At 51.2% G+C, this 16,038-nt stretch carries 16 protein-coding genes; 6 read left to right on the top strand and 10 right to left on the bottom strand.

Annotation, left to right across the window (positions count from 1 at the left end):
* Positions 1-955 precede the first annotated feature (955 nt).
* Positions 956-1,723: a DoxX family membrane protein gene (locus tag OO017_RS16290; RefSeq protein ID WP_266053757.1), complete on the top strand. Its 768-nt coding sequence runs from the start codon at positions 956-958 to the stop codon at positions 1,721-1,723.
* On the opposite strand, the gene OO017_RS16285 is transcribed toward OO017_RS16290, so the two are convergent.
* Entirely contained in the window at positions 1,706-2,137 is a 432-nt protein-coding gene (locus OO017_RS16285) for a hypothetical protein (RefSeq protein WP_266053756.1), read from the bottom strand. The genes OO017_RS16290 and OO017_RS16285 overlap by 18 nt on opposite strands.
* 214 nt (positions 2,138-2,351) lie before the next feature.
* Between OO017_RS16285 and OO017_RS16280 the strand changes: the two genes are divergently transcribed.
* Complete coding sequence (locus tag OO017_RS16280; RefSeq protein ID WP_266053754.1) at positions 2,352-2,582, top strand: hypothetical protein; 231 nt, start codon at positions 2,352-2,354, stop codon at positions 2,580-2,582.
* 409 nt (positions 2,583-2,991) lie between these two features.
* Here OO017_RS16280 and OO017_RS16275 read toward each other — a convergent pair whose 3' ends face one another.
* The 7 genes from OO017_RS16275 to OO017_RS16245 all read right to left on the bottom strand — a co-directional run bounded on the left by OO017_RS16275 (position 2,992) and on the right by OO017_RS16245 (position 10,401).
* The gene (locus tag OO017_RS16275) at positions 2,992-3,408 is read right to left on the bottom strand and encodes a hypothetical protein (RefSeq protein ID WP_266053752.1); all 417 of its coding nucleotides are present in this window, start codon (positions 3,406-3,408) and stop codon (positions 2,992-2,994) included.
* 317 nt (positions 3,409-3,725) lie between these two features.
* A complete protein-coding gene (locus tag OO017_RS16270; protein ID WP_266053751.1) occupies positions 3,726-4,265 on the bottom strand; it encodes a hypothetical protein in 540 nt (179 codons plus the stop codon).
* A complete protein-coding gene (locus OO017_RS16265) occupies positions 4,259-4,681 on the bottom strand; it encodes a MerC domain-containing protein (RefSeq protein ID WP_266053749.1) in 423 nt (140 codons plus the stop codon). Before OO017_RS16265 ends, OO017_RS16270 begins: the two co-directional genes overlap by 7 nt.
* A gap of 21 nt (positions 4,682-4,702) precedes the next feature.
* Complete coding sequence (locus OO017_RS16260) at positions 4,703-4,936, bottom strand: GDCCVxC domain-containing (seleno)protein (protein WP_266053747.1); 234 nt, start codon at positions 4,934-4,936, stop codon at positions 4,703-4,705.
* A 94-nt stretch (positions 4,937-5,030) separates the two neighbouring features.
* Complete coding sequence (locus OO017_RS16255) at positions 5,031-9,044, bottom strand: DUF7149 domain-containing protein (RefSeq protein WP_266053746.1); 4,014 nt, start codon at positions 9,042-9,044, stop codon at positions 5,031-5,033.
* Between the two features lie 267 nt (positions 9,045-9,311).
* Positions 9,312-9,683 (bottom strand): endonuclease domain-containing protein, encoded by a 372-nt coding sequence (locus tag OO017_RS16250; RefSeq protein ID WP_266053745.1) that lies wholly within the window; start codon positions 9,681-9,683, stop codon positions 9,312-9,314.
* Positions 9,684-10,107: 424 nt separating this feature from the next.
* Entirely contained in the window at positions 10,108-10,401 is a 294-nt protein-coding gene (locus tag OO017_RS16245; protein ID WP_266053744.1) for a hypothetical protein, read from the bottom strand.
* Between the two features lie 196 nt (positions 10,402-10,597).
* Between OO017_RS16245 and OO017_RS16240 the strand changes: the two genes are divergently transcribed.
* On the top strand, positions 10,598-11,098 hold the full coding sequence (locus OO017_RS16240) for a metallophosphoesterase family protein (RefSeq protein WP_266053743.1): 501 nt from the start codon (positions 10,598-10,600) through the stop codon (positions 11,096-11,098).
* A 112-nt stretch (positions 11,099-11,210) separates the two neighbouring features.
* Here the strand turns inward: OO017_RS16240 and OO017_RS16235 are convergent, their stop codons facing one another.
* Entirely contained in the window at positions 11,211-11,402 is a 192-nt protein-coding gene (locus tag OO017_RS16235; protein WP_266053742.1) for a hypothetical protein, read from the bottom strand.
* A gap of 78 nt (positions 11,403-11,480) precedes the next feature.
* Here OO017_RS16235 and OO017_RS16230 point away from each other — a divergent pair, with 78 nt between their 5' ends.
* The 3 genes from OO017_RS16230 to OO017_RS16220 all read left to right on the top strand — a co-directional run bounded on the left by OO017_RS16230 (position 11,481) and on the right by OO017_RS16220 (position 14,420).
* Complete coding sequence (locus OO017_RS16230) at positions 11,481-12,527, top strand: threonine aldolase family protein (RefSeq protein WP_266053741.1); 1,047 nt, start codon at positions 11,481-11,483, stop codon at positions 12,525-12,527.
* Between the two features lie 498 nt (positions 12,528-13,025).
* The gene (locus tag OO017_RS16225; protein WP_266053739.1) at positions 13,026-13,649 is read left to right on the top strand and encodes a DNA-3-methyladenine glycosylase family protein; all 624 of its coding nucleotides are present in this window, start codon (positions 13,026-13,028) and stop codon (positions 13,647-13,649) included.
* An 84-nt stretch (positions 13,650-13,733) separates the two neighbouring features.
* The gene (locus OO017_RS16220) at positions 13,734-14,420 is read left to right on the top strand and encodes a hypothetical protein (protein ID WP_266053738.1); all 687 of its coding nucleotides are present in this window, start codon (positions 13,734-13,736) and stop codon (positions 14,418-14,420) included.
* A gap of 418 nt (positions 14,421-14,838) precedes the next feature.
* On the opposite strand, the gene OO017_RS16215 is transcribed toward OO017_RS16220, so the two are convergent.
* On the bottom strand, positions 14,839-15,927 hold the full coding sequence (locus OO017_RS16215) for a DNA topoisomerase IB (RefSeq protein ID WP_266053737.1): 1,089 nt from the start codon (positions 15,925-15,927) through the stop codon (positions 14,839-14,841).
* Positions 15,928-16,038 lie beyond the last annotated feature (111 nt).

Raw genomic sequence — 16,038 nt, 5'->3', positions numbered from 1 at the left:
TTTAACTGGCGCCAAGCTATCCTTGCTAGTTGCTGCTGATCCTCAGTCTTACGAACCTAAAGTTGCACCTCTGGCTTTGGCTCCCTCCAGCCCGGGAGGGCTCGTCTTCCCGCATCGCGCTGGGACCTTTTCTTTGCTCGCTGTCGCTTTGCAATCCCTTCGGGACCGAAAAACTCCAAAGGCGCTCAACGGAAAGACTGGGAACAGTTCGATAGCCACTGCTCACGAAGCTTGAACCAAGTCCCCCTTTGAAGGGGGCAGGGGATGACAATCGTCTGCCGAAAACTCCCTCTCCTGTTTTGGGGTAGGGGCCCTCGAGAAAAGGAGAGGGCTGGGGAGAGGTATAATTCCCCTCCTCTGGACTAGCCAAAACGAGAGTTTTGAGCTAGCGAGCGTAGCTCTAGGGGGTGGGTTTATACCTGTAGGGAAAGGTCGCGCCCCAATGCCGACAACTTAAGCATTTAAGTTTGCCGTTGTTGCGTGTTCTCACCAACAACTTGCCGGTCAGAAGACACAGCTAGGGCGACTGCCATACTGGAGACAACCCGAAATATTTCTTAAGTTGACGGCATTGAGGGTTATGGGTGAGTTTACAACTGCACTGCATTAGTAAATCGCAACTTAGGTTACTTCGGTTAAGGTTAGTTCCATGTTTTGTTAAACTGCTTCAAGCTTGGAGCTATCACTACTGCAAGTAATCAACTTGCGAGGATAAGAAACCCTGCAGGTGCCCTCACTTGCATCTGCCATAAGTATAAACTGCATCCAGCTTGGAGCAGGAAATTTCTACCTTCATAATGGCAGGAAACCTTTTGCCTTTTATACTTCATCACCCCTGTACCCTATGTTAGCAGTGGTCTTTCCGGCTTTGGTCTAATAGTTTTTAATGTGTGGGCGGAAATGATTCTTTTGCCGTAGTTAAAACCAACTGCCACGCTCCTAACACTATAAAACTATGCTGAAAAACAAAGACCTGCTCTCGCTCCTGATCCGGGTGTTCCTGGGGTACATCTTTCTATCCGCTGGCGTATGCAAGCTTACGCACGGCAACTTTGGCCAGATAATCGGGCCGCCCTGGCTGGAGGAGCGGCTGGCAGCATACGGGCTTGGCCTGTTTGCGCAGGTGGTGGCCGTGAGCCAGGTAGTATGCGGTGCCCTGCTGCTCTCGCAGCGGTTCAGTTTGCTGGGTGCCATTATGCTGGTGCCGATGAACGTGGCCATACTTGCCGTAACCGTTTCGCAGCAGTGGGTAGGCACACCGGTCGTTAATACCTTTCTGCTGCTGCTAAACCTATGGCTGCTAGCCATGGCCTACCCCAAATTCCGGTTTTTGCTGCAGTCCAATACGGCTTTCCAGGTTACACCTACCACTTTAGACCGGATCGGGCAGAATGTGTATAGCTGGCTGGGGCTGGGCTTTAGCCTGCTTACGCTGGCAGCGGCCCCTGTTAACCTGTTGCTTACAAACATGTTTGCCTTACTGGCCTTTGCGGCCTTTGCCCTGACACTTACACGCAGCGACGTGCAGCACAAGCTGGATGTGCTGCTGCTGAGCTTACCCTTTGTGGCCATGGCCGTGCTGACGCTGGGGAAAAGCATAACGAAAGCCGAGTGGTATTTGGGCGGACTGGTACTGGCAGAGGCGCTGCTGCTGGTTGCCAGGCTATTTATGGGGGCAAGAAAAAGAGGAGAATCCGTGCAGGCTTCAGCCGCTATAACTTGATAGCAGCCAAACCAGGGCGTCGTTATTAGATACAAACTCTCTTCGCACGCAATTGCGGGGCAGTACGGCCTCCTTTTCGTAGAAGTTTTCGACGGCTAACTGCTGAAAGATGTTTTGCGCCAGCAGGTTGGCTACTTTCCGGAGCCTGCTTTTCCGGAGTAGCGGTGCGGAGTGCCGTGCTACCCAAACCTGGTCTTCCACTACGGGGGCGCTTAGGTTAAGGTAATCAGCCAGCAGCAGCTCTACGTCATTTTCAAGTATAAAATTACAGTCGTAGATTATTGCCTGCCGTAGCTGCTGGCTGGGTATAACGCCGCGCCACTCGTTCCAGAGGAGCTTTTCTTCCGGACAGTGGCGAATGGTGAGGTACTTGGTGTCTAGGATGGTGGTGAATTCCAGTGTACTCAGTAGCATGGCAATGATTAAATGTGGACGCAATAAGCTTCTTATTTACAATACGTTACACAGGGCCGATCAGGGAAAATTGTATTAAAAAAAATTAAAAAGAAGTGCAGCCTGAACCTGTGGAAAGATACCTTTTCGTATACTTTATCCGTATTAAGAAGCGTATAGTACAATTGACGAAACTGAAATTGTACTTAATTTTATATAACAGAAGCATACAACTATGAAAAAGATAATTTTAGCAAGCGCTGCCCTGGTTGGCTCCCTGAGCCTGGCAGCCTGCGAGAACACCGAGAAAACAACCAGCCTGGAAAACGAGGAAGACAATACCGTGGTGGTAGACCGCGACTCCGTGGCCACCGAGTATGAAGTTACCGAAACCGTGGTGGAGTACGACACCACCCAACGCACCAAAACCGTGGAAGCTGAAGTAGAAGACGAGGATAACGATTAAACAAAGCGCAGCCCGAGCGGCTGTTTATACTTGAGTAAAAACAAAAGCGCCTGTTTCTGTAAACAGGCGCTTTTGCTTTGCCACTTGCACAGCGTAAGGCAGGTGCATGCTCAAAACTAACTATAGAAGGGAGGCGACACGTTTACCCACCCCTAGCCCACCAGGGAGGGGAACCAACCGGGTAACGCTTGCCTGCCCCCTGCTTTGGCGAGGGCCCCTACATGTTACAACTCCCCTCAGAGGAGCTAGGGCTATTACCTTCATTCTATTTTTTGTTATCCGGAAAGGATTTTTTTGGCAAGCTTCATAGGCTTAACCCGGGGGTAGAAAGCCATTTAACCTTCGGTAAAAACCGATCTCAACGTGTACGGTGTTGAAGTAGGCAAGGCAGCAGTAGCGGCAGAAAAGCTTAGGCCTCGAAAAGCCACTGCAGGGCATCTTCCAGGGATACAAAGTGCCTCGACTCGCAAGGCAGGGGCACCTCGGAAGCAATGTCGTAAATGGTTTCGATGGCTACTTGCTGGAAAATATCGGAGGCGAGTACGTTGGCTACACGTTTTAATTTGCTGTGCCGGAGCAGTTCGGCGGAGTGGTTGGCGATCCAGATCTGATCGTCTAAACTGGGGGCGATCATCAGGGTGTAATCTGCAAGTATAAACTCTACGCCATTATCAAGTATAAAATGGCAGGAAAACAGGATGGCCTCCCGTAGCTCATGGCTTGGTATCTCCCCTCTCCACTCGTTCCAGATAAAATGCCTCTCCTGGCTGTAACTGATCGTGACAAATTCTTTCTCAAGGGCTTTGGTGTAGGTAAGTGCCTCCATACAGATGTCACGATAAAATACATTTTAGATACTTTTTATATATTTATTTGTACGAAATCAACAAAATAAAGATTATACTCAGTTGATAATCAGGGTATAAGAGGCGGGGTGGTTTAGGAGCATTCTTCTGGCCACGCCATAAAACCTTGGTTTTACCGCATGGTCAGTTTTTGCCGTCCAGTAAGGAGCACTTAAGGAAACAGCCTGGGCTTTGGTAGGCAGTGTCGTTTCCTTCTCCTCTTATTGTCGTCCTGCCAGGAGCTTGGTAGCTTGTAGTTGAGGCTTACCCTCGCCCGCTCCGGCGGCGGCATGTTGTTTTATACTTCTTCCCCGCTTACCACCTCGTACAGGTCTTCTGCCGGGGCGTTGTCGTCGGAGTCCAGGAACTCGCGGATGTGGTGGTTTACCTCGTGCAGCAGGAAGTAATAGTACAGCGCGGCCTGCTGCGGCGGTGTGGGCTGCTCGTAGCCTTTCAACATCCTGCCTATCGCTGTCTTGTCCAGGTTGGTTTGCTTGGCGAGGTCGTTGCGGGAGAGTTTGAACGCGGCCAGTTTCTCTTGTAGCCAGCCTGCGGTAACAATGGAGAAATCGGGTTTATAGGTTAAAGGGTAAAAGTGTATCCTGTGCGGTCCGTCCATCAGTGGCGCTACCACATTTGCTGCCCTGCCTACCAACTGCCGCTGGTTTAGCAGATAGCCGTTCTTCAGCTCCCGCTGCACTACCCGCACTTTTATGATCTCGGGGCCTACTTCCAGTATATCTACCTTCACGCCGGTTACGGCCAGCAGCTTGTCGTGATGATGCCGGATCTCTTGTTTTGCCTCCTCCGGCAGGGGCAGTTTGTTTATGTTTAGCATAGCTTAAGTTTGGTTTTTATACTTGCCGGGATGGTGCAGCAGGTGCTGTGCAGTTTGCTGCGCCTGTAGTTCCAGGCTGAAGCCGCTAACAGGGCCAGCATACCCGCATAAAGGAAGTATAACCAGTAGCCGCTTTCGTTGTAATGGTAACCGTAGAAAATAAACAGTGCACCCGGCACGGCAAGCAGCAGCGGGTACAGGCAACGGTGTTTCCGGTACGACAGGTATAGCCCCACCAGCACCAGCAGCACCATACCCTGGAAGACCCACATGGTGTAGGGGCCGAAAAGCTCGGCACCGCCAAAGCCAAACGCAGAAGCTGCAAAAGCAAAAAGCGGGAAACAGCAGGGCGAAAGTATGGCTGTGAGAAACAGGCCTGCCGTGCCTAGTTTATCAATACTGGTTGTCAGTTTCATGGGGTGAAATGTGGGTGAAAACTATACTTGATGCCCGGTGCTTTGCCCGCCGCAGCATCCTTTTTGCTGCTGTATGGGCGGACATTTTACATTGCCATAGCTACAGTACACGCAGCAGTCGCCCTGCAGGGGCTTAAGTATGGCTTTGCAGCTTTCGCATTCATAGAAGTACTGGCATGCGTCTGTTGGCATTTCCTCCTCCTTCCGGTGTCCGCAATGGGGGCATGTAATAGTTGATTTAAATTCGGTTTCCATACTTTTAGGTTAAAGCTGCTGCCTTACGTTTCAGGTTAAATCTATTTTGCTAACTACTGTTGCTGCACGGCATTTTATACTTTAAGGTACATGCTCAGGCACCTGCACTGCCTCCCGTTGCTGCGAGGTCTGGGGTTAACGTATACGCCTCGCGCGACATGGCAAAGCCCGGCTCCACCAGCAGCACTTCCTCGTAGGTGAGGTGGTAGAGGCGGTACACCAGCACATCCACCTCGGCCTCCAGCCCCGACGTATCGGCTGCGGCATCGGCTTGTTTTATACTTAGTATCTGCTCCACCAGCTGCGTTATACTTGCTTTCGTTTCTTCGTCATCAGATACAATAGGAATCTGAAAAGTATAAGGTGTTTGCATTGCTAAAGCTCCACCCTGTAGTTTAGAAGTTACTTGATTTAAGAAATACCAAACTACTTTTGAGTTAAGGAGTCCTAGCAAGTATAAATCTACATTAGGGACAATAAAAGTCTTGTTGTTAGAATAAGCACCGGTCACATCCCAAGTGAAAGCATTGAAAGTAGCAATCTCTTGGAAAAGAATCTTCGGTTTCTCAAACTCATCATAATAAGCACAAGCTCTTAGCTCCCACCAGTAATTACCTTTATCAAAACGCTTTCTAGCCTTTTCAGCAAAGGGAGCCATAAATGCTGCTACAGAAGTATAATTATCCTGCAGCCACTGCCACGCTTGTTGCTCATTTACATTACCGGCACGTTCTTTCGTAAATCCGGAAGGGAAAAGTATAAGATGCTTTTCCGACTTCGGTGGTTGATACCGCTTCACATCACGGCCAGCCAGAAACGGCTTAATGATTTCTGCACTTCGTGGGTCTTCAAGTATAAGTTGGTCTTTGGTGGCTTCATCAATTACAAAAGCCTCGTTATAACCCGTTTTAATTCCGTAGTATATTTTACCCTCCACATACTCTCCAAGCGGCGTGCCGGTGTTTTTCAGCTTCTCCAGCAGTTGCTGTGCGGTGCTGTCGGAGAGCGTCCAGCCGGAGTCGGGTAGCAGGTCGGCTTGTACTTCATACTTGTGCTGCTGCACGTATGCCTCCAGCCCCTGCTCATACTTCAGGGTGTTTATAGGTGCGGCCTCAAAAGTATAGCCAGCCTCGGGTTTATACTTTGCCACGGCAAGTATGAGCGGGTAAGTGGTAGCTTCTTCAAATACTGGCAAGTCGCCGAAGTCTAGCAGCTGCACCAGGGTATGGTTTTGCAGCCAGGCTCGCAGCGCCTGTCCGTAGCCGGCACGCATCCATTTGTTCGGCAAAATGTAGCTGAACTGTCCGCCCTCGCGAAGCAGTTCTATGCCGCGCTCCACAAAATATACATACAGGTCGGCGGTGCCTGCATATGTTTGAAACTGCTTCTGCAAGTATACTTTAAAGTTGCCCAGCTCCTCCTGCCGTATGTATGGCGGGTTCCCGATCACCACATCGAAGCCTTTATACTTGCCTTCCTCGTCCAGCACCTCCGGAAACTCGAAGCGCCACTCAAAAGCTCCCTCGTATACTTTGTTCGTCTCGATGGCGTCGCGCTCGTCCTCCAGTTTCTGCAGGGTTTTCTGCTTTTGCTGCAGGTCTTTCTTGTCTACTTTTTTGGCCCCGAACAGGTCCGGGTCCTGCATCACGGCAATCTGTCCGCGCAGTTTGGCCATGTCGCGACGCAGCGGGTCGTTGTTGGCCAGCGTGGTCTTAAAGCCCTGCTTTATCTCCTCCAGAAAAGCCAGGAGCTGCTTTTTATCAGCCTTGGAGTTGGTGTGCTTATACTTGTACACGGCCTCGCGGTAGGCCTGCAAACTGTGTCCCTTTTTGCCAAAGGCCTCGTGCAGGTCGGCGGAGAGCGGGTAGCGGCTCAGCAGCGAGTTGCCCTGCTTTATGTTAATGTCGATGTTGGGCAGCGTCTGCAGTTGGGTATACTTGTCTGAATCAGGATTATTAACTGATTTCCAGGATTCTTCATCATTAAAGCCCTCGCGCAGACCGCTGGTATTGGCGTAGCACACCGGGCTGCTCAATTCGCCGTTTATACTTCCGGGGCCGGTATAATAGGCATTTTTGAGTAGCTCTATCCAAAGGCGCAGGCGGCAGATCTTCACGGAGTTTGGGTTAATATCCACCCCGAAAAGGCAGTTCTCTATAATGGTCTGCTTCTCGTGGAAGAGCGCCTCCTGCAGCTCCTGCACCTGCGGGTTTATACTTCGTTGGCCGTCGGGGTGCTCGGTTACGCTGTAGCTGAAAGGCTCGCCGTGCTGGTCCGTCACGATCAGCTCATCGTTCTGCACTTCTATACTTCCGTAGTGCAGCGGCTTGCCCTGGCGGCTCAGCAGCAGCCGCAGCTCATGCTTCAGCACAATCAGCTCGTTCAGGGCGCTCACCAGGTAGTGCCCCGACCCCACGGCCGGGTCGCAGATGCGCAGGTTGTTTATCAGCTGGTTATACTCTTGCAGCTGCGCCATGCCGTTTGCCCTGGAAATGTGAATCTGCAGGGATTCGAAACCGGCATCGGCTCCATTGGCATCGATGTTCCAGTTATACTTCTCGGAAAAACGCTGCACCACCGCTCGGCGGATGGCCTCGCGGCTCATGTACATGGTTATGAAACCGGGCGTGTAGAAGGAGCCGTCGCGGTAGCCGTTTATCTTCTCAAAAATAAGCCCCAGCACCGAGGCCGTTATCAGCGTTTTGTTCTCCTCCTGTATCTCCTCCTTGCCCTCGGCCCCGAAGTCGTAGCTACCCAGGAAGCGCAGCAGGTACTCCAGCGTGTGCAGCTCGGGGTGCTTGCCGGTAAAATCCTTGCCCAAGGTGCGCCTGAACACGGTTTGCGGGTAAAGCGGCAGCAGGCTGCGGTCTTTCAGGTTAGAGATGCGCAACGTGCGTTTCTCCAGCGCCGTGGTCTCGAACAGCGAGGAGTTGAGGTACGGGATGTGGCTATACCTGTGCTTTACGCTGGCGCTGCGGTTCTCGGGGCGCTCGGCCAGCACGTCGAAAAACAGCTCGTTCAGGTCGTCGAACTCTTTGAGGTTGGCCGTGCCCATAAAGTTATACTTCTTGTCGCCGTGGTGGTAGCTTACCAGCTGCGCCTCCAGCAGCTTCAGGAACAGGATACGGTTCATCCAGGTGATGCACAGCTCAAGCGCCACGTTAAACAGCTGCTCCTCGCGGGTGCTGCCGTAGCTGTAGGGGTTGTCGAGTCCTGAGATCAGGTCTTCGGAGCGCAGTTTCTGGTACGCCGCCTCCAGCAGCGAGCCGGGGTTGGGTTTCTCCTTGCGGCGTATCAGCTTGCGGCCTCCCTCCTTCACTTCCTCCAGGCCTATAATGTGCAGCAGCTCCAGGTAAAAGTCGCGGTCCAGGGAGTTGGCGTCGTTGGCGAAGGGCTCTTTGAGCAAATGCGCCGGCGAGAGCAGCTTGTATAGCGCCACCAGCTTCACATCGTCCTTGGGGTTTTTGTTGCGCAGCGGCTTCTCGTAGTCTTTCAGGTTGAAGTAAGTATAGTTTATACTTTCCTGCAGCTTGGCCAGGTAGGGCGCGGCAATCTCCTTGTAGAAAAAGTCGGTGCTGCCGCTGGCCTTTCGCCCGGCGCTCCAGTCGGCAAAGTCCTTCTTCAGCTGCGTGTTCCGGAAAAACAGGCGGTCAAACTCCAGGGCATCAAACACGAACCACTCGTGCACGCTGGTCACGATGAGGTGGCGCATGTCGTGGTTGTTATGCTCCAGGCGCTCGCGCAGGTAGTAGAGCAGCAGCTCGTGGGTGGCCTTGTAGTTCAGGTTGTCGGTGGTGGGCATGTCGGCCTTGTTGGTGGGCCGCTTCACCTCCAGCAGCACGCCGGCGTTGCTCTTGGTTGTGTTGCCGGTATGGATCACCAGGTCGGTCTTGCCTTTGGTGTTCACGCCGTACTTATCATAAAACGTCAACCGCAGAAAATCGCGCAGGTGGTTTTTGGCATGCTCCTCCGTTTCCTGCAGGTTTATACTATCCAGCAAGGCCGTAAGCGCCCGCTTAAACCGTTCTATATCCTCCCGGGATGTCTTGAGTTTCAGGTAAGCCTTGTTCAGTGCCTGTTTCGGGCGCAGGGTGTGGTGCTGCAGCATGTGTGGGTAGCATTTGTTTTCTACAGCAAGATAGGGAAAAAGAGATAAATATTTGTGAGTTGGGGAGATGAATTGGGGGGTGGGGGGTTTAGGTTTATGAGAGTGTAGGAACCCACCACTAACCCCTCCGAGGAGGGGAATTCTAACTTACCTCCTCTGTCATACCAAATCTAAATTTATCTGATTAAAAAAGGTGTTAGAAACAAAGCTTTTACTGTTGCTACAGAGCCTAATTATTCCCCTCCTCGGAGGGGCAGGGGTGGGTTATTACACCTGACGATGCTGCATTACCCACGCCTCTATCTCCCGGAGAACATTGGCTATGTCAAATTTAACCTCTGCATCATCGAACCGCAGAAAGCATACGCCTAACGCTTCAAGTTCGCGTTGGCGGGTTGCATCCTCTTCCAGACTATAGTCATGGCTATCTCCATCTATTTCGATGACTAACATTAATTCCTTACAATAGAAATCAACAATATAACTACCCAGCGGCTTTTGCCTGTCAAAGTCTAAGTCGTGTAGCTGCTTGTTCTTCAGTTCGTTCCAGAGCAGCACTTCGGAGAAGGTGCTGTTCTGACGCAGTCTCTTTGCAAGTTCTTTTAAGTAGGGTTTGTACGGGATGATCCTTTGCTTCATGTATGCGTGGCGAGTGGGAACGATTGACCCACCCCTAACCCCTCCAAGGAGGGGAATTGTTCCGTGGCAAAGTAGAATTAGCAGATAATGTATAAAGCTCTAAGGTTTCCCACACTATACCCCTAAAACAAAAGCACAAATTAAGAAAAGCATGCTAAAGTCAGATAAACAAATTACAATCTATGGGGAATTCCCCTCCTTGGAGGGGTTAGGGGTGGGTTCTTACACCTGCAGGGTCAGGCCGCGACCTCACCGCACTATTCCAACTTATACTTCAGCCAAAGCAGTTACAGGCTCCCCTCCTTAAACAAGGAGAGGCAGGGGTGGTTGGACCCGGCATCCAGGCATCAGGAACAAAAAATGCCCCAAACAGGCTAAAAACCTATCCGGGGCATTTTTTATACTTGTATTAAGCAGAAGGCTACTAATACTCGCTCCTTCTCTTCGCCTGTTCCTCCAGCGCCTTAAGCTCATGCTCGGCGGCTTTCAGCCTGTTCTTGGCGGCTTTCTCACGTTGCGCTGCTTCCTCGGCAAGGCGCTCCGCCTCCTTCACTTCCCGCTCTAAACGCTCTACCTCCCGTTGCTGCTCGGCCACTGCCGGGTCACTGGATACACTGCCACCTCCCGAGAACGTAGAACAGCCTACCATCAGCGGGAAAAGCAGTAGCAGAACACCGGTAAAAAGCTTACGGTATATTTTGTGCGTATTTGTTTTCATAGTCATGTTACATTAGTCCTGTATTTACCTACGGGGCTGCTACACAGTTGTTTTACAGCCATCTGCCGCCACACAGGTCACAGCACACTTGCTTACCCAGTATAAAAAGTGCCACAGGGCCCGCTTAACAGAAGCACCGGCAACACGTAAACACAATTTTTCACTAACTTCACAGCATATCAAAAGTATAAATGCCATGCTCAAGATCGGCCTCCTCTCCGACACCCACTCCTACCTCGACGACCAGATCATGCGCCACCTCTCAGACCGCCACGAGATATGGCATGCGGGGGACTTTGGAAGTATGGAAGTATCGGACAGGCTGCAGGAGCTGGCGCCGTTGCGGGGCGTGTACGGCAATATAGACGATGCCGCTATCCGGCAGCTGCACCCTAAGGTAAACCGTTTTGAGGCGGAAGGGCTGGATGTGATGATGACGCACATTGGCGGCTACCCCGGCAAGTACCACCCCGACGTGCGCCAAAGTATAAAACTCAACCCGCCGCAGCTCTACATTACGGGCCACTCGCACATCCTTAAAATAATGACCGATAAAAGCCTCAACAACCTGCTGCACATTAACCCGGGCGCGGCGGGCAGGCACGGCTTCCATAAGGTTCGGACGATGGTGAAGTTTAGTATAAGCGAGGGCAAGGTGCAGGATTTGCAGGTGGTGGAGCTGGGCAAACGGGCATAAAAAAAGTGTGCCTGCTTTTGCAAACACACTTGAAGTCTTGGTTAGTAAGCCGCCGCCATTCGCTTACAACAGCAGCGGCAGCAGATGGACTTACTTTCTCGAAAAATAAGGATTACTCAGCAGCAGCTTCTTCTTTCTGCTCAGCAGGCTTGTTTTTTGGAGCCTCACCGAACTGAGCTCTCAGCTCGTCCATGTCAACATTCTTGATAACCGGTGTCAGCAACAGTTGCTTAATTCTAGCTACTTTGTTGTTAGCTCTTGCCTTATTTCTGCGATCTTTTCTTTTTAGTCTAGTAACTCCCATCGTTGCAATGATTTTAATTTGAAGGGCAAAAGTAAGTTATTATTTTTACAAAGAAAAGTTTTTTCCTAAAGCAAATTCATGACACATACGATAGACCTCCGCTCCGACACCGTAACCAAACCAACCCCAGAAATGCTGCAGGCCATGTTTGCCGCCCCTGTGGGTGATGATGTGTACGGCGAGGACCCCACTGTAAATGCGCTGGAGCAAAAGTCAGCCGCCCTGTTTGGTATGGAGGCCGGCCTCTTCTGCCCTTCCGGCACCATGACCAACCAGATCGCAATCAAGGTGCACACGCAGCCGCTCACCGAAGTGATCTGCGACGTTACGGCCCACATCCACCAGTACGAAGGCGGGGGCATTGCCTTTAACTCGGCCGCCTCCACGGCGCTGGTGCACGGCGAGCGCGGCAAAATGACGCCGCAGCAGGTAGAGGCCAACATCCGTCCGCTGGATAACGTGCACTTCCCGGAAACCCGCCTGGTGGCCCTGGAGAACAGCTGCAACAAAGGCGGCGGCTCGTTTTATACTATAAAGGAGATCGCGGCCATTTCGGAAGTATGCAGGCGCCATAACCTGGCCCTGCACCTGGATGGTGCCCGCGTGTTCAACGCGCTGGCTGCCTCCGGCGATGCCTCCAAAGATTACGGTTTATACTTTGACAGCATCTCGGTATGCCTCTCCAAAGGGCTGGGTGCCCCGGTGGGTTCGGTGCTGCTTGGCTCCAAAGATTTTATCAAGAGAGCTAAAAGAGTTAGAAAAGTGATGGGCGGCGGCATGCGACAGGCCGGCTACCTGGCCGCGGCCGGCATCTACGCCCTGGATAACCACGTAAAGCGCCTGCACGAAGACCACCGCAGAGCAAAGGAACTGGAGCAGGCGCTGCTGCAGGCCAATTACGTGGAAAGCGTACTGCCCGTAGAAACCAACATTGTCATCTTTAAGCTAAACGAAAGTATAACCGACGCTGCCTTTGTGCAGGCGCTGGCAAAGCAGCACATACTTGCCTCCAGCTTCGGCCCGCAGATGATCCGCTTCGTCACCCACCTCGATATTTCAGAGGAAATGCACCAGCACCTGCTGCAGGTACTGCATACGCTGAGCGAGGAACAGGTACGGGTGTAGTACTTATTAGATTGCAGGGCCGGTTCGTTCTGATTCATGCATACTTATAGCGATGCGTCCTCGCGCGTGAATGCTGTTGTGTGGGCCTCAGGCCCAGTCGGGTTACAAACCTGACTGCATAGATAGGACACGGGTTACAAACCCACGCCAGCGAGCGGATAAAGCCTTTGTCATTCTGTTAAGAATCCTGGTTGAGGCGATGTTAAGCTTATGCAGCTTGCCCACAAGATCCTTACAGGATGACAAAAAAGAGAACATAGCTGCTTTACTTCAAAGGAGGGAAGTTTAAAGTCCCACTTCGAAGGGGGCAGGGGGATGATAATCTGCTGCTGAATATTCCCCTCCTCGGAGGGGTTAGGGTGGGTTAATCGTATACTTATAATTGCAAACAGGGTGCAACAGCCATAATTTATACTTGCTGCGTCTTAAAGTCCATCGCGCGGAGAGGTCGCGACCTCTCCCTACAACCATAATATTCCTTTATCTTAACCTTAAACTATGAACTCCTCCTACCCCACTCCCGAAATAATGGCCGCTTTCGCCGCTGATCCGATCATCTGCGGAATCATCGAAAAAGGTCAGCCCTTACCCTCCTCCCGCTCCGAGGATGTATACTTTAAACTGCTTAGCTCCATCGTATCACAACAGCTGAGCACCAAAGTAGCGGCGGTTATCTTCAGGAGGTTTCAGGAGCTATTCCCTGAGGAGTACCCGCACCCGGAACTGGTGCTGGAGGCGCCGGATGAGTTGTTGCGCAGCGCCGGGCTGTCTTTTCAGAAGATCGGGTATGTGCGCAACGTGGCAGCCTTTGCAGCAGAAGGCAACCTGCAGCACGCTACCATCGACGCCATGGAAGACGAACCCCTGATCCAGCACCTGACCCAGATCAAAGGCGTTGGCCGCTGGACCGTGGAGATGCTGCTGATGTTCGCCCTGGAGCGCCCGGACGTTTTTCCGGTAGATGACCTGGGCATACAGAACGCCATGAAACGCCATTACGACATAGAAGAATCCGGCAAGAAACTGAAGCTGAGAATGCAGGAAATCGCGCAACCGTGGCGCCCTTACCGTACCATCGCCAGCAAATACCTCTGGCAATCGCTGGATAATATGCCGAAGTAGCAAATATATGTTTAGTGACAGGTTTGTTTGCAAAGTCGTAGCTTATCAGGATATTGTGTCTGCTATATATAAACAGCTAACCCTATGCTGCACCTCTGCAAAAAACTGAACAAACTTACCGGCACCTTGCTGCTACTGGCACTGCTGACAAGCTGCGAAAAAGAAGAAAGCACCACCGAGTTTACAGGTAAAGTAATAGACCTGGACACAAATCAATCCGTTGCCGGAACTGACGTTGACCTATTCATTTGGAATGGCTTGTCGAAAGAGATGAGCCTCACAACACCTGAAGTAATTGACGGGAGCACCAACAACCAAGGCGAGTATAAATTTGTAAAAACCCCTCGTGAGGGGCAAACGGTGTATTGGGTTACTCCTGAAAAAGCAGGTTACTTGGAGGTGAAAGATGTGATAGGCAAGGTGATCAAACCAAACGAACGTAATGTGTTGGACATCAACATTGCCCGTGGTTCTTATTTTAAATTAAACATCAACAATTCCGTAAGCACTCCTGGCAAGGATTTGAAAGTAACACTTTCGTACCCGCTGAATGCGTCGGCCTCACCAGTCTCTGGGATGATGTATAATTCAGAAATTATAAACTACAATGCAGCGACTACAACTGCAGAGCTTTTACGGGGCTTTTACTTCAAACGCACCACATTCGTGCTTCTAAAATGGGATGTGACAACAGATAGCGCTACAGAAAGTAATACCGTAAGCATACCACTGGTAGAGCACGACACCACTTTTTACGAAATCAACTATTGAAAATCTCTCCTTTACAGAGCCAGAATGGAACAGAGGTAGATCTAAACTAAGCCAGCCTGAAAACCTTAACCTCCCTCCTTTCATGTCATCCTGTAAGAATCTTGTGGGCCAGTGGCAAAGGTTTAACATCGCCTCTGCCAAGTTTCTTAACAGAATGAGATTAAAAGGAAGGCTCTATTGATAGTATGTAACCTAAGTTGCGATTAAATATGCAGTGCAGGTGTAAACCCACCCCTAACCCCTCCGAGGAGGGGAATTAGGAACTCTTTTGCGAAATCCACCTCCTCTGGATTAGCCAAAACGCGAGTTTTGAGCTAGCGAGCGCAGCTCTCAGGGGTGGGTTAATCACAACTTGAGTTATGTAATGAACCTGGTCTTCTGAAAGATCAAGCATATTCGAGCCAGCTACAGAAATCATTTAAGCCGCCGCCTTTTTCTTTTTTTCCTTCGCCACGCGCTCCAGCATCTTCAGCACCAGTTCCTCTGTACCTGACAGGTATTTCGTTTTAGGTTTGGAGGCGTCGTGGCGCTTCAGGTAGTTTACCAGCCTGTCTTCCCGAAAAAGGTTTACCACCTCCGGATGGATGTAGTATTTGCTGCAAACGCTGGGCGTGTTGCCTAACCCTTTGGCTACATCTTTTACCGCTTCCTTAATGGCCTTCTCTTTGTCGAGTTCGGGCTCTTCGTCGAGCACCGTTTCCAGGCATTGCACCATGCGCACAGTACCTCCCCAGGTCCGGAAATCTTTTGCAGAAAAGTCCTGGGCTGTGGCCTCCCGCAGGTACTCGTTCACATCTCCCGACTCCAGCGTTTGCCTCTCCCCGTTCTCATCAAAATACTGGAACAGATCATACCCCGGTATGTCTTTGCATTTTTTAACAAGGCGGGCCAGTCGGCGGTCTTTCATATCGATTTCCTGCGCCACGCCTTTTTTCCCCACAAACGAGAACTTAATACTGCTGCCGTTGATCTTCACGTGCTTGTCGCGCAGCGTGGTGAGGCCGTAAGAATCGTTAGACTTGGCATAGTGCCGGTTTCCGATCCGGATCAGGGCATTGTCAAGGATGGTGAGCACCACGGCGGTAACTTTGCGGCGGTCCAGTTTGCGCGAGGCAATATCCTCCTGAATCCGCTCCCGCAGCTTAGGCAGCGCATGGCCAAAATCGATGATGCGGCCAAACTTAGTCAGGTTACGGGCCTGCTGCCACTGCGGGTGGTAGATATACTGTTTGCGCCCCTTCGCATCACGGCCTGTTACCTGCAAATGCCCTTTAGGCGATTTGCAGATCCATACTTCAGTCCAGGCCGGTGGTATAACCAATGCCTGCAGCCTTGCCAGTACCTTTTCATCTGTTACCTTCTCTCCTTTATAATTCTGAAAATAAAACCCCTTGCCGGCTTTTTTGCGGGTATAACCGGGTTTATCATCAGAGGTATAACGCAGCCCAGCCCAGGCCGCGGATTTGCTGGGGTCAGCGTATAATTCGTGTATTTCTTTCTTCGTCATTTTCAGAGGCTTCCTCAACATCCTGCCTCAGCACTTCATACTATACTTTGTAGCAAAAGTTGTACAGTATTTTACTTGCCTGTTGCTTGGATAAGGCGGATAGTTCTGCAG

Source organism: Pontibacter anaerobius, assembly GCF_026241195.1.
Lineage (GTDB): Bacteria > Bacteroidota > Bacteroidia > Cytophagales > Hymenobacteraceae > Pontibacter > Pontibacter anaerobius.
Note: the sequence above shows the minus strand (reverse complement) of the source record. Positions and strands in the feature narration are given on the sequence as shown.

Bases quoted from the DNA above. Each gene is read 5' to 3' on its own strand.
- OO017_RS16230 (WP_266053741.1), top strand. From the start codon at position 11,481: ATGACACATACGATAGACCTCCGCTCCGACACCGTAACCAAACCAACC.
- OO017_RS16285 (WP_266053756.1), bottom strand. From the start codon at position 2,137: ATGCTACTGAGTACACTGGAATTCACCACCATCCTAGACACCAAGTAC.
- OO017_RS16280 (WP_266053754.1), top strand. From the start codon at position 2,352: ATGAAAAAGATAATTTTAGCAAGCGCTGCCCTGGTTGGCTCCCTGAGC.
- OO017_RS16235 (WP_266053742.1), bottom strand. From the start codon at position 11,402: ATGGGAGTTACTAGACTAAAAAGAAAAGATCGCAGAAATAAGGCAAGA.
- OO017_RS16245 (WP_266053744.1), bottom strand. From the start codon at position 10,401: ATGAAAACAAATACGCACAAAATATACCGTAAGCTTTTTACCGGTGTT.
- OO017_RS16240 (WP_266053743.1), top strand. From the start codon at position 10,598: ATGCTCAAGATCGGCCTCCTCTCCGACACCCACTCCTACCTCGACGAC.
- OO017_RS16255 (WP_266053746.1), bottom strand. From the start codon at position 9,044: ATGCTGCAGCACCACACCCTGCGCCCGAAACAGGCACTGAACAAGGCT.
- OO017_RS16215 (WP_266053737.1), bottom strand. From the start codon at position 15,927: ATGACGAAGAAAGAAATACACGAATTATACGCTGACCCCAGCAAATCC.
- OO017_RS16250 (WP_266053745.1), bottom strand. From the start codon at position 9,683: ATGAAGCAAAGGATCATCCCGTACAAACCCTACTTAAAAGAACTTGCA.
- OO017_RS16265 (WP_266053749.1), bottom strand. From the start codon at position 4,681: ATGAAACTGACAACCAGTATTGATAAACTAGGCACGGCAGGCCTGTTT.
- OO017_RS16275 (WP_266053752.1), bottom strand. From the start codon at position 3,408: ATGGAGGCACTTACCTACACCAAAGCCCTTGAGAAAGAATTTGTCACG.
- OO017_RS16290 (WP_266053757.1), top strand. From the start codon at position 956: ATGCTGAAAAACAAAGACCTGCTCTCGCTCCTGATCCGGGTGTTCCTG.
- OO017_RS16260 (WP_266053747.1), bottom strand. From the start codon at position 4,936: ATGGAAACCGAATTTAAATCAACTATTACATGCCCCCATTGCGGACAC.
- OO017_RS16270 (WP_266053751.1), bottom strand. From the start codon at position 4,265: ATGCTAAACATAAACAAACTGCCCCTGCCGGAGGAGGCAAAACAAGAG.
- OO017_RS16220 (WP_266053738.1), top strand. From the start codon at position 13,734: ATGCTGCACCTCTGCAAAAAACTGAACAAACTTACCGGCACCTTGCTG.
- OO017_RS16225 (WP_266053739.1), top strand. From the start codon at position 13,026: ATGAACTCCTCCTACCCCACTCCCGAAATAATGGCCGCTTTCGCCGCT.